This window comes from Rhodopirellula sp. UBA1907 (assembly GCF_002337565.1).
In the GTDB taxonomy this organism is placed as follows: domain Bacteria; phylum Planctomycetota; class Planctomycetia; order Pirellulales; family Pirellulaceae; genus Rhodopirellula; species Rhodopirellula europaea.
This window is the reverse complement of the sequence record NZ_DDGH01000051.1, coordinates 19,572-32,457: the sequence shown is the minus strand read 5'-3', so window position 1 is coordinate 32,457 and position 12,886 is coordinate 19,572. Positions and strand designations below refer to the sequence as shown.

The following is a 12,886-nucleotide window of genomic DNA, read 5'->3' as shown; positions in this document are numbered from 1 at the left end:
TCGTGTCCTCGACCTGCAACCCCGAAGACTGAACGTCCCAGCGTTAGCCCCGGTTGGCGTTTGACTAGCCGCCGCCAACGCGGTAAGGCTCATTGAATCAACAGCTCGTTAAGAAGTTCCGCTGTCCCGATTGGCGTTTGCAATTTTGCCGAGTTCAATTTTGTTGAGCAACGCTTCGACATCCAGTGGTTTGAAGCAAACGTCGTCGAGTCCGTTGGCTTTGCAACGTTCTAGAACCTCTCCCGCTTCTTCTCGGTGTCCGGTGATCAAGATCGTTCGGATGGCTGGATTGACCTCGGCGACTCTCTGCAGAACATCGCAACCATCGGTTTGCCCGTTGCACAGACTCAGGTCGACCACCGCGACTTGGTAGTTGGCGTCCAATGCCTTGCGAACGCCGTCTTCTCGGTTGTGTGCCAAGCTGACGCGATACGAGCGTTCTCGCAGGATGTGCCAGAGCGTTTTGCAAAAGTCAGGATCGTCATCGACGACCAATACGATCGGCGAATTGGATAGCTGTTCGACCAAGGGAAGTAACTCGCCCAGGTCAACGGGTTTGCGAAGCACTTGTTGGATACCGCTGTCACGTGCTCGTTGAGCCCCGTCGCCTTGGGCGTAGGCCGTGACCATGATCGCCGCGATTTCCGGTTGAAGCAGCACCATTTGTTGGTGAAGCGTTGCGCCGTCCATCCCGGGCATGGAATAGTCCAGCAACACGACGTCGTAGCGATTCGTATCAACGAGATCCAGCGCCGAATGACCGTCGTGGGCGATGTCGGTTTGGTAGCCAAGGTCATCCAGGATGTCTTTGATGTTCGAACAGATGTCCCGGTCATCGTCCACGATCAACACGCGTTTTGACTTCATCGGTTTTGCCCAGCGATCGGGATTGAGATGTCAAACGTCGTGCCTCGACCAGGTTCGGATTCCAACCGCATTTGGCATTGGTTCTTTTCGAGGATGGCGGTGGTGATTGCCATTCCCAAGCCCATTCCTCTGGCCTTGGTTGAAAAGAATGGTTCAGCGATGCGTTGTGCTATCTCGGGTGGCATGCCGATGCCGCTGTCCTGAACCGTTACAACGACGAAGGGGGCGTCCATGCGAACTGACAAATGCAGTGAGCCTCCGTCTGGCATTGCGTCGCGAGCGTTCCGTATCAGGTTTTTGAAGACGATGGGAAGTTGTTTCTCATCCGCCCAGGTTTTTGGCAGCTCTTCAGGGAAATTTTGTTGGACGGCGATGTTGCCGGGCAGTTTGGTTTCGCGAAGGATTCCGGTGATCATTGCTGCGAGATCAATTTCGGACGCCTGTGGTTCGGGAAGTCGAGCCAAGTCTGATAAAGCCGTCACGGCACTGTCGATGACTGTGACTTGCCGATCAATTCGCGTTAAGTGTTCTTGTGTCTTGGTGGGCGAAGGTGATTGAGCGTTGAGGAGGTAGTAGGCGGATGTCTTGATCGCGTTGAGCGGATTTCGAATCTCGTGAGCGATCCCGCCGGAGATTCGACCAAGCGTCGCGAACTTTTCTTTCTCAACCAATTCCAGTTGAGCTTGTTGCAACTCAGCCGCCTGGGCTTTGACCCGTTGATCCAGTGTCGCGTTGAGTTGCCTGAGCTCCGCTTCGGCGGCCTTCAGTTCGCTGATGTCTCGTAGGATTCCGGTGAATAGTTTTCGTTGGTCGGTTTGAACTTCGCTGACGCCTAGGTGCAATGGAAACAGGCTTCCGTCTTTGCGTTTCCCGGTGACCTCGCGACCGATGCCGATGATGTGTCGTTCACCGGTCTCTTGGTATCGTGCCAGATATCCATCGTGTTGTTCGTGATCAGGCGATGGCATCAACATTTTGACGTTTTGGCCGATCATTTCACCGGGACTGAATCCGAACATTCGCTCCGTTGCGATGTTGGCGGACTCAATGGTGCCTCGTTGATCGATGATGATGATCGCGTCCACTGCGGTTCGTAGAACCGATGCCAGGATGGCGAGTTGTTCGTCGTCATGCATGGAGCGTTTCGCAATCCCCGGAACAATTGTCTTGGACAGCCCCGTCGTGCTTGCTCAGCTGAATGAGAAAGCGTGCTCCGGGATGTGTTGGCTCAGCGACGCGAATTTCGCCGCCATGGGCGTCAAGGATGCGCTGAACGATTGACATTCCCAAGCCGGTGCCTTTGACCTTGGTCGTAAAAAAAGGATCGAACAGCTTTCGTTGTTCTTCGGCAGTGAGCCCCGGTCCATTGTCGGAGTAGTCGAGCAGAATGTTTTCAGCACCATCGCAACGACACTGAATTTCGATGCGAACCGGATCATCACACGCGGCGAGCGAGTTTTCAAAAAGGTTGCGAAAGACCTGCTCCAAACGCAAAATGTCGACTTCGACGGGGCAGCCACAATCGCACTGCATTTCGCACAGTTTGATATCGCGATCCGAGTGTGATTTTGCCAGGTAAGTCCACACCCGTCGCCAAACGTCGTGAAGCATCACCAATTCACGCTGCAATCGGATCGGCGCCGCGTACTCGCGAACTTCTTCCAATGCATTGCCCAGCTCGTCGGCTGCTCGAGCGATCGAATCGACTTCTTCGCGAGTATCGGTTTCAGGTGGGAGATCCAATCGTAGCAGCTCAACACTGGCATTGATTCGTTGCAGGGCATTGCGGCTTTCATGAGCCAACCCCGCAACGGTTTGTCCAATCGCGGCGAGCCGATGGTCTCGCGCGGCGGATTCTTGCGCGTCGATGATGGCGGTCACATCAATGCCGATTGCGAGCACCGATTCGATGTTGCCGTGGGCGTCTCGGAGGACGGAGTCGGACCAGCGAATCTGGCGAACTCGACCTGATTTGGTCAGCAATCCATTGCGGATACCGGAGGACGTGTTGCCTTTCAGGGTCTGCTCGAAGATTTCGCGAACGTTTTCGCGATCGGATTCTGGTATGCAGTGATCGATGTAGTCTTGATCGATCAAGTCATCGAGCTGCCAGCCCGTGATGTCCGAGAAATGTTTGTTGACATGAATGGCATGCCCCTGAAGGTTGAGAACGACGATGTATGTTTCGCTGGTCTCGAGCAACTGGTTTGCAAATCTTTGCTGCCGTTGGAGGTCGGCTTCCATTCGCTTGTGTTTGGCGATCCTGGCGACGCTTTGCCGGATCACATCGGGGTGGACTGGTTTGAGCAGGTAGTCCGTCACGCCATGTTTGAAGGACGCGATTGTTCCTTCCATGTTGGCAAAGCCGGTGACGATGATGAATTCAGCGTTCGGCAATCGATCGGAGAGATTGGCCAAATGGTCTTCCACTTCACCGTCTGGCAGGCGGCGGTCGAGGATGGCCAGATGGATGTCTGGTTGAACCTCGGCATTCAAGACTTCGGCGAAGCTGCGGGCGACGCGAACGACGTGACCGTCCAGTTCCAAGATGTCGACCATGTTCGCGAGCGAATCGGGATCGTCCTCGACGAGCAAGATGGTCAACACGTCCTTCATAGTGCTGATTCCGAGATGAACGCACATTCGATCACGGCACATGCAACGTGAACTTTCGTTGCAATGATACCCGGCGGCGTTCTATCTCGGTAGCTCCCGCGTCTGGGCGGTGGCGAAGAGCCCTCAGATGCCCATCTGCGAAAGCATGTCAGCGACTTGACCGGCGGCTTGAGTCACATGCGGGTGATTGCGTGCGACCTCTTGGGTTGTCTCGTGAAGACGTTTTGCCAGTTCCGAAGAACGGATGTCGAATCGATCCAAGCTTTCTTCGATTTCTCGAATGGCGTCCTTGAGCTGTTGGCGGTCAGCGTCATCGAGTGAATCTAGTTCACCCAATTGTTCATGTAATTGCCGCAGGGTGTGATTAAGCGAATCTTGCATGGTGTTGTCGTGAGGTAGAAGGTGTTGACAAATGATCCGCCTAGTTGGATGTCTGTTTGCGTTATTCCGAAATACAACGGTGCATACGTCGACGCCGTTGATCAGGTTGGGTTCGTCAAAGCGATCGTCGGATCCGATGGAACCCATTCATGATTTCGTCGCCGACCAACTGCAGAGCGGCCACGATGTCTTCGCTTGATTCGTCGACCGCGTTCTTGAGCGGTTGATAGTCCTCGTTCAGTTGTTCGAGCTTTTTGTCCAGTCGCTTCAATTCACTCTTGGCTTCCTGTTTGCCCAAATGAATTTGCAGTGCGAGCGAGTCACGCTCTTCTTTGAGATCGTCGAGCATGTTCGAGACGAGTCGTCGAGCGGAAGCGGGCATTGGTTTTCCTTTTCGCGATCAGTTGGTTGGAAGCAGCAATCGGAGCGCGAATTGGCGGTGCCGATTTGCAACGCAGTGAGATTGGCAACGGGCGTGCCACGCGAAAAGTGGAGCGGTTGAGCGCATATTGATCCGGGATGCTCACCAAGATGAGACCGGATGACACAGCAGTGTGCTCCAGGGAGCACCGGCGATGAGGTTTGGGCCGGGTACATCGTTTGCCTGATTGTTAGGCCGCTGATGTCAATCTTTTCAGGAGGTCTCACGATGCCCAGCGAACTAACCACAAACTATCTAGGGATGCAGCTGGAATCGCCAGTGGTGATGGGGGCTTGTCCATTGACGATTCAGTCGGAGGCCGTTCGTCAGATCGTTGCGGCTGGCGCGGGGGCAATCGTTCTTCCGTCGATCCTGCAAGAACAAGTGATGCACAGGCTCATCAAGTCGACGGATCCCTTCGGTGCCATTGAACGTAGTGGCTACCAGCCTCAGCAAGACAAATACAACGGTGGAACGGAAGCGTACCTGCAGACGATAAGCAGGCTGAAGGAGTCTTGTTCGGTGCCCGTGATTGCCAGTTTGAATGGTTCATCGTCGGGGAAGTGGTTGGAATTTGCGAAGGAGATGGAATCAGCCGGCGCGGACGCGTTGGAGTTCAATCTTCAACAAGCCGTTTTTGATTCTGAAGAATCATCCAACGACATCGAAGCCCGGATGTGCGATCTCATTCGGCAGGTTCGGGAGCTCGTCGTGATCCCGGTGGCAGCCAAGATTAGCCAGCGGTACACCAATTTGTCGTCGATGGCCACACAGCTTCGGCAGGTGGGCGTGGCTGGATTGGTGTTGTTCACTCACATGCCACAGTGGGACGTCAGCACCGATCGCATGCACTGGACGATCAATTGGGAATTGTCACCCACCAACTCGATCGGTGGAATCTTGGAGGGGATCGTTCGTGCGCGGGCTGGCGATCAGGCAATCTCCATTGCGGCCAGCGGCGGTGTGTCGAACTCAGAAGATGCGATCAAGGCGATGATTGCCGGTGCAGATGTTGTCATGGTCACATCGGCCGTGTATCGACGAGGTCCCGATGCGATTCGCGACATCGTGGACGGCATCGAACGGCATGTGGAATCGAGTCGCTTTCGAACGTTGCAAGACTTTCGAAACGCGTGTCCACGCGACCATGCGGGCGACGAAAAGGCGGTGCGATTGGAATACATCGATCCGTTGACACGAAAACAAGCTTACTTCGACCCCACCCCGGTGGTCTCTCAGCAGACCGGCGATTCCTTCGGTCATCAAACTTAGCGAGCTCTTTGTCATGGTTGTGATTGATGCCAACTCACCCGTCCAAGCGGGTGTGCAGATCGATGGTCTGCAAGAGAATCAGAAAATTGCCAACCAATTGGCGGAAATCGCAAGTTTGCTGAGTGAGCAACACGCGAACGAATTCCGTGTCAATGCGTACCGTTCGGCGGCGAAAACGATTGCGGAACTGCGGTCCCCCATTCGTGAACTTTTGGAACGCGATGGCGTGGAAGCATTGGTTGCACTTCCGACGATCGGCGTGTCGATATCGGGACTGATCGAGTCTGCGATTCGAGTCGGAAGAATTCCGTTGCTTGATCGGTTGAGAGGTCAATCCAACGCGGAGCACTTCTTCGCGACCGTTCCTGGAATTGGTCCGCAGCTTTCGCATCGCATCTATGATCACTTGCACATCGAAACGTTGCCTGAGTTGCTTCGCGCCGCCATCGACGGTCGTCTCAATCGCGTGCCAGGGATCGGGCTGAAACGATGCGAAGCCATCCAGGCGTGTCTGTCCCAGCGAGGTGTGGTCAAGGAAGCTGAAGCGAAGCCAAAGTTGGAACCGGTGGTACCGATCGACGAGCTACTCGACATCGATCGCGGATATCTCATACGTGCCAGAGAAGGGACGCTTCCAAAGATCCGGTTGAGCGATCGGGGATCCAACGAACACGACTGGGTGCCGGTCTTGCACACGGAAAGAGAGGGGCGTCACTACACGGCGATGTTCTCACACACCAAGCGGGCTCAGCAGCAAGAGAAAACTCATGACTGGGTGATCCTCTTTCGAGATGACGAGCATGCTCATGGCCGCTGGACGATCATCACTGCACAGTATGGCGAACTGAAAGGTTTTCGAATCGTTCGTGGTCGCGAAAAGGATTGTGAACGTTACTATCACCGACACAACGCCTACCATCAACGCGAAGCCGGGCATGCTCCCTACCCGGAGGTGCCCGTGCAATGGGAACGCGATGCGGGGCGATTCGGAGTCCACGGTTGAGCGATTGGTGAACCCACTTCGACGCTTGCGAAATTTTTTGCTTCGCTGCAGGTCTCATTTGTTTGCGTTTTTGTACCGGAGCCACCCTGTGGGCTGCGGTAAAAAGCGTAGCAGGGTGGATGGGCAATCGTCGCGCATCAATTGACTTCGATCTGATGCCGCATGGCAGCGATGGTTTGTTCGATGGTCGCCTTTTCTTTGGCTGAGAGTCTGCCAAAACCCAGGTGACCACCGGATGCTTTTGCAACCCGTGTCATTTGTTGCTCGGTCACGAGAATCAGCCGTTGTTGAGCGACACGGGACATGTCATGGAACATCTCGTGGATGTACCGCTTCCAGGCGTCCACGGCCAATCCGGGCGGACGTTTCTGAAGCCATTGGTCGAGCAGCACCCACGCACTGGAATCTTCGTGGATTCCCATCTTCAGTGCTTCCGCCATCACTGCCTCTCGTTCCTGCTCGTCGGCTCGCTTCTCCGCCCATGCAACCATGACCAGCGGAAACAAACGCAGCGAGACCAACTCATCGGCGGTGATTCCAAGCTTGCCCAGTTCCTCGACAAGTTCCGGGTCACGGATTCCGGTGCTGCGAATGAGTTCCTCTCTCCCAGAATCACTGCTCGCTTCTTCCCGCAGTCGTTGGACGATTTGCCCTTCCAGTTGCGAAAAATAGCGGTGAGCTTCGTTGGCCTCGTGCAGAGGGTTTTTGTTCTTGAGGTTGGACACGATCATAGGTTCGTTCGAGTGTGATTGAGTAACGAATGGTCCTTTCAGCAAAACGGGGACCGAGGTCGCGTTTCCGAAAGTTGGTCACCATGCTCACATGTCGGTCGTGCTCATCCGCGCACCTGTGCACTGCGGCACGTGCTGTGTGGCGGAAACACATCGATTTGCGAATATTTTGCTTTGGCATCCCGAGTGCGTTGGAATCGTTTCCAACGAAAGGGAAGTTCAATGAAAAAGATCTTGCTCACGATTGATGGTTCAGATGCGTCACTAGAAGCCGCTCGGTTTTTGGCTCGTTTAGGTTTTCACGAAGAGGTCGAAATCGACGTCGTGACGGTGATATTTGAACCGCCGTCGCAAAAGGGATTTCTGGTCGATGGTTGGAGCAAAGCGTGGTTGGAGCGGAAACGCGAAGAGGCCACTCGTAGCTTCAAAAATGTCCAAGAGATCTTTCGCGATTGCAAGGTTGAGCTTCGCCACCTCATTCGTGACGGGCATCCCGGGGAAGCGATTGTGAAGCTTGCGAACGAGCTTCAACCTGATTTGGTGGTCGTCGGAGCCAAGGGGCATTCGGCGGTCGGGCGAATCCTGCTGGGCAGTACCAGCGACTATGTCGCGACACACGTTCCCGGCAGTGTGCTGGTGGTTCGACTCAACGAAGATTCCGGCCGTCGTCAACATCTTCGAGTCGCAATTGGTTGCGAACCCAGTCCGCCCGCTGAGATGGCTTTTGAAGAGTTCACTCAATTGGGATGGGCCAGCGAAAACGATGTGCAAGTTGTGGAGGTGACGGATCGAGCAAGCTTCGAAGAGTCATCGGTCGACCAAGCCGCCAAGGAATTTCTCGATAGGTTGAGGGATAGGTTGGTGGATGTCTCACGGTCCACGCAAGCACAGGTGATTCATAGCGACCACATCGGTGATGGTTTGGTGAATTACATCGAATCAAATCAAGTTGACTTGGTCGTTGTTGGGGAAACGTCACGCGGCGGGTTCGAACGGCTGGTGTTGGGAAGCACGACGCGTTTTGTGCTTCGTCATGCTCCATCGAGTGTTTTGATTGCTCGGGGGCGGTCGATGGAGGACTTCCAGACGGGGCAAATGGTCCATCAAACCGCTGCGACTTGAAAGGTGAATCAGCGATGAACGATTTTGAAAACATTCTCGTCTACGCGGGAACGGAGCAACCGGAAACCTCGGTTTCCAAAGCAACCGAGTTGGCTTTGGCAAACGGAGCTCGGCTGACGTTGATGGACGTCGTCAAGCCTATTCCGCGGGCGTTCGGGATGCTGACGGATGTTGCCGAGCCGAAGGAACTGGAGAAACTGGTCGCGGCAGATCGCCGAAGACGTTTGCTCAACCTCGCGGCGGACTATTCCGACACGGGGCTGTCGATGGACGTTGTGGTTGCAATCGGCGACCCGGCCACCGAAATCACTCGACAAGTCATTCAGGACGAGCATGACCTGGTAGTTAAAACGGCGGATGGATTTTCCACCGCTGGACGGTTGTTTGGAAGCGTCGCGAAATCGTTGCTTCGGTTGTGTCCTTGCCCGGTATGGTTGTTGAAACCGGACATCCATGGCGAATTCGATCGTGTGTTGGTGGCGATCGACGTTGATTCACATGACGCAGCTCATGCCCAATTGAATCGCAGAATGCTCGAACTGGCGTATTCCATCGCTCAACGGGACAAAGCTCACCTGCATGTGGTCTCCGCATGGCAATTGTGGATGGAAGAATCAGTGCGTCGCCATGCGGGCAGCGATGCGGTCGACGATGTCCGACGTGAACACGAAGCCAGGGTTCACCAAGCGTTGGATGAGTTATTGCAAACACCCTTTGCCGAGGCCAACGACGTTCACCTGCATCTGCGTCACGGGGCAGCGGCCAATGCAATTCGAGATGTTGCCGATGAAGTCGAAGCGGACTTGATCGTGATGGGAACAGTTTGTCGAACGGGTGTGGCTGGGTTTTTAATTGGCAATGCCGCAGAGACCGTTGTTCCTGATGTGACGTGTTCCCTGCTGGCCCTCAAACCGGACGGATTTCTTTCGCCGGTGGAGATGTCCCAAACAGTGATCGTTGAGGATGAACAGCCTCTTCCCCTAATATGAAATTGTTTGACGACGAGCCGATCGGTGGGATCACCATCGGATTCACCTTTGCCTGGGCGAGTGCCGAGGTCTGACCAACGATTTGAATGAGTTGACACGCCAATGTTCCTTCGGATTGAAATGTGATGAAACGCTTGCTAGCAATCATGCTCTCGTCGGTCGTGATGATCGGCTTGCTGTCTTCATTGAACCTGCAAGCGGATCCTCCGACGCCGGATGATCATCGAGACGATGGCAGTTTGCTCACTCCGTTGATGCGAATGAAGTTAGAAAAGTCCAAAGCGATTCTCGAAGGACTCACATTGGAGGACTATGACAAGGTCGCATCCAACGCTCGATCTTTAAGATTGCTCAGTACCGAGTCGGGATGGAATGTCATTCAGACACGCGAATACGCGGATCAAAGCCGTGACTTTCAACGTGCTGCGGATCTGGTTGTGGAAGCGGCGGAAGAGAAGGACATCCATCGCGCCACCATGGGGTACGTTGCCATGACAGTCCGCTGTGTTGAGTGTCATTCCTACATGCGGAAGCACCGAGAGGAGCTGATCAAACTACCCAGCGAATAGCAGACGAAGCGGGTGTGGGAAATCCCCTTGATGAAATACACATGCCGTTTGAACTTTGCCTCGGTGCCATGGGAGAAACCATGGCGAGTGAAGTTCGGCCGTATCACTTAGTAACACTCACATTCCCGCTTAGAAGGTTCGCCCCGCGTCAGCGGGCTGGTCGATGGATTCAGTACGCCCCACTGGCTTCGATCTTGCCCGCTGACGCTTTTGTTAATTTGGAAAAGGGGCTAACGCTCAAACGGCGAAGGGGCTGGTGATTGTCCCTGTCTTCTTGAAATCTTTGCCCTGTAGTGACACCGATGACGACCATGAACTCGACCGCAAACAACGAGGTTTCGACGGAAAGCTTGGTAGCGGGTTTGATGCGACCGGAGGCATATCCTCATCCTGTTGACGGTCCCGTGGTCGTTCACGAAACACACATCTCGTTTGTGTTTTTGGCTGGTGATTTCGCCTACAAGATCAAGAAACCGATCAAGACGGAATTCTTGGACTACACCACGCGGGAAAAACGCCGGCACTTCTGCGAAGAAGAATTGCGTTTGGATCGACGCTTTTCAGACGACCTCTATGTTGCTGTTGTACCGATTACGCTCGCGGATGAAAGCATCAAGGTGCAAGGCGAGGGGGAGGCGATCGAGTTTGCGGTGCAAATGAATCGGTTCCCTGAAACAGCACTGTTGAGTCAACAGATCGAGCAGGGCAAGTTGACTCGACGCAAAGTTATTAGGCTCGCTGAAACGATTGCAGAGTTTCACCAGGACGCAATTGCTTGCTATTCAGGAATTGCGCAGAAGTGGCCCGTTTTTCTGACGCAAAACTCCCGCCAGATCTTCGAGACATTGGACGGAGACTTGGACGACGATTCAGCTCGGACAGCGCATGTGTTGCGTGATTGGACGACCAAGTTCTTCGCAGAGAATCTTCAAAGGCTGACCAACCGAATCAACGGTGGATTTATTCGGGCGTGTCATGGTGACCTCCATGCCGAAAACATCATCGATTGGCAGGGCAAACTGCGTCCGTTCGACGGCATTGAATTCAATGACCATTTGCGATGGATCGACGTCCTGAGTGATGCTGCGTTCTTGGCGATGGATTTGTCCGCTCGAGGGCACCTCGATCTGTCTCGATTGTTTCTCAACGCATACCTGGAACGCACGGGAGACTATCGGTCTCTAAGTTTACTGCGTTTCTTCTTGGTTTATCGTGCACTGGTTCGTGCGTTGACGGCTTCGATGAGTGACGACAACGAAGGCGTGCAGAAGCAACTTGATCTGGCATACCGATTCACGCTTCGAGAATCTCCGCGACTATGGATCACCCATGGCGTCAGCGGTAGTGGGAAGTCCACCTTGAGTGAAGCAATCGTTCAACGACATGACGCGATTCGGTTGAGAAGCGATGTCGAACGAAAGCGAATGTTCGGTTTGTCCGTCACCGATCGTCCCGGACCCAATGAGGTTTTGGAGGTGTACGGCGATGACGCGAGCGACGAGACCTACCAACGACTGGCTGATCAGGCCGCAGCAATCCTGTCGAACGGATACAGCGTGATTGTTGACGCAACATTTCTCAAGCGAGCTCAACGCAATCAGTTTATTGATGTTGCGACTCGATCGGGCGTTCCCTTTGCGATATTGGATTGTCACAGCGATCCGCAAACCTTGCGGCAACGAGTCATCGATCGTTGTGAGAGAAACCAAGATGCATCGGATGCGGACCTGACTGTTTTGGAACACCAACTCTCTTGTCACGAACCACTTTCGGACAGCGAACGAGCCTGGGTGGTCGATGTCCCTGACGTGGTCCAACTGGTTGAAATGTTTTGACCGTTCTTTTCTCTTTCAATGGAAACGCAGCCATGACATCTCGTCTGAATACCCAATTCGGCGGACTTTCGTTGAGGTCGCCCGTGGTTGTTGGAGCATCTCCGTTGTCGATGAACGAGCGGACTCGATTGGAAATGGAAGAGGCGGGGGCCGGGGCGATCGTTTTGCCCTCGTTGTTTGAGGAGCAAGTGATCGACTGGAGCTGGAGTCACGGGCGCCAACTCACGCCCAAGGAACGAAGCATTCTGGGCCAATCTGACCGAACGAAACATCATTGGGTTTGCCCGGATGGCGATTCGTATTTGGCCCTCGTCAATCGGGCCAGTTCGTTGCAAGACATTCCGATCATCGCCAGTTTGAACGGTTACACCGCCGGCGGCTGGATGGATTTCGCTGGTGAACTGGAGGAGGCTGGTGCTTCGGCGATTGAGCTGAACGTTCATCACTCAGGTGCGCGGGAGGATGGCAGTTCCACCGAGATTGAGACGATGATTCTGGATTCGATTCGGGACGTTGATTCCGCAATCACGGTGCCGTTGTTTGTGAAGCTGAGCAGCAACTTCACCAGTCTGCCGCATCTCGCACGACAATTGCTATCGGGTGCCCAGGGGATGGTGCTTCATGGTCGCGCACCGAAAGTCGATATCTGCTTGGACACGCTGAGGTTGGCGAGTCGTTGGCGAATTTCATCGGCGGAAGAGGGAATCGATTCGCTCGATACGTTGATGCAGGTTCACAGTTGCTGCCCGGCCATGCCCTTGGCAGCCTGTGGGGGCGTCGGCACCGCGGATCATTTGATCAAAGTGCTGCTGGCTGGAGCGGACGCCGCGATGGTGACTTCGGCCATCTATCGTGAGGGTGCGTCCGTGATTCAAACGATGTTGCAAGGGCTGGTTTCATTCATGGAGAAACATGACATGCAATCGCTGCAGGATTTGAAGCTGCGGCGACCTCTCGAATTCAGTTGCGATGAAGAAAGGACAGCTTACATCGCTGCTCTGACCGCTCACCATCGCGAGAAGGACCCAAGTTCGGCGGGGACTGAGGCGGTTCGGCGAGAGGCTTTCGGCATTTAAGCTG

13 protein-coding genes are annotated in these 12,886 nt (G+C 54.4%); 7 read left to right on the top strand and 6 right to left on the bottom strand.

All coding sequences use genetic code 11. The features are described from left to right. Positions 1-108: 108 nt before the first annotated feature. The 5 genes from B2R17_RS11020 to B2R17_RS11000 form a co-directional block, all read right to left on the bottom strand. On the bottom strand, positions 109-867 hold the full coding sequence (locus B2R17_RS11020) for a response regulator (RefSeq protein ID WP_286764023.1): 759 nt from the start codon (positions 865-867) through the stop codon (positions 109-111). Beyond that, complete coding sequence (locus B2R17_RS11015; RefSeq protein ID WP_286764022.1) at positions 864-2,003, bottom strand: two-component system sensor histidine kinase NtrB; 1,140 nt, start codon at positions 2,001-2,003, stop codon at positions 864-866. Before B2R17_RS11015 ends, B2R17_RS11020 begins: the two co-directional genes overlap by 4 nt. Beyond that, a complete protein-coding gene (locus tag B2R17_RS11010) occupies positions 1,996-3,525 on the bottom strand; it encodes an ATP-binding protein (RefSeq protein ID WP_414707294.1) in 1,530 nt (509 codons plus the stop codon). Before B2R17_RS11010 ends, B2R17_RS11015 begins: the two co-directional genes overlap by 8 nt. 81 nt (positions 3,526-3,606) lie before the next feature. Then, a complete protein-coding gene (locus B2R17_RS11005) occupies positions 3,607-3,864 on the bottom strand; it encodes a DUF4404 family protein (protein WP_037252596.1) in 258 nt (85 codons plus the stop codon). Positions 3,865-3,979: 115 nt separating this feature from the next. Beyond that, positions 3,980-4,246: a hypothetical protein gene (locus B2R17_RS11000; RefSeq protein ID WP_286764020.1), complete on the bottom strand. Its 267-nt coding sequence runs from the start codon at positions 4,244-4,246 to the stop codon at positions 3,980-3,982. A 267-nt stretch (positions 4,247-4,513) separates the two neighbouring features. Here B2R17_RS11000 and B2R17_RS10995 point away from each other — a divergent pair, with 267 nt between their 5' ends. Next, entirely contained in the window at positions 4,514-5,557 is a 1,044-nt protein-coding gene (locus B2R17_RS10995) for a dihydroorotate dehydrogenase-like protein (protein WP_286764019.1), read from the top strand. A 13-nt stretch (positions 5,558-5,570) separates the two neighbouring features. After that, a complete protein-coding gene (locus B2R17_RS10990) occupies positions 5,571-6,560 on the top strand; it encodes a helix-hairpin-helix domain-containing protein (RefSeq protein WP_286764018.1) in 990 nt (329 codons plus the stop codon). Between the two features lie 137 nt (positions 6,561-6,697). Here B2R17_RS10990 and B2R17_RS10985 read toward each other — a convergent pair whose 3' ends face one another. Beyond that, the gene (locus B2R17_RS10985; RefSeq protein WP_008654190.1) at positions 6,698-7,291 is read right to left on the bottom strand and encodes a hypothetical protein; all 594 of its coding nucleotides are present in this window, start codon (positions 7,289-7,291) and stop codon (positions 6,698-6,700) included. A 222-nt stretch (positions 7,292-7,513) separates the two neighbouring features. On the opposite strand from B2R17_RS10985, the gene B2R17_RS10980 reads away from it, so the two are divergent. The 5 genes from B2R17_RS10980 (at position 7,514) to B2R17_RS10960 (ending at position 12,882) form a co-directional block, all read left to right on the top strand. Next, entirely contained in the window at positions 7,514-8,413 is a 900-nt protein-coding gene (locus B2R17_RS10980; RefSeq protein WP_286764017.1) for a universal stress protein, read from the top strand. Positions 8,414-8,427: 14 nt separating this feature from the next. Continuing rightward, positions 8,428-9,402 (top strand): universal stress protein, encoded by a 975-nt coding sequence (locus B2R17_RS10975; protein WP_286764016.1) that lies wholly within the window; start codon positions 8,428-8,430, stop codon positions 9,400-9,402. A gap of 122 nt (positions 9,403-9,524) precedes the next feature. Beyond that, positions 9,525-9,971: a hypothetical protein gene (locus B2R17_RS10970; protein ID WP_339888299.1), complete on the top strand. Its 447-nt coding sequence runs from the start codon at positions 9,525-9,527 to the stop codon at positions 9,969-9,971. Positions 9,972-10,273: 302 nt separating this feature from the next. Next, positions 10,274-11,806 carry an AAA family ATPase gene (locus B2R17_RS10965; protein ID WP_286764014.1) on the top strand — a complete coding sequence of 511 codons (1,533 nt, stop codon included), beginning with the start codon at positions 10,274-10,276 and terminating at the stop codon, positions 11,804-11,806. A 32-nt stretch (positions 11,807-11,838) separates the two neighbouring features. Beyond that, positions 11,839-12,882, top strand: coding sequence for a dihydroorotate dehydrogenase-like protein (locus tag B2R17_RS10960; protein ID WP_286764013.1), 1,044 nt, complete (start codon positions 11,839-11,841; stop codon positions 12,880-12,882). Positions 12,883-12,886 lie beyond the last annotated feature (4 nt).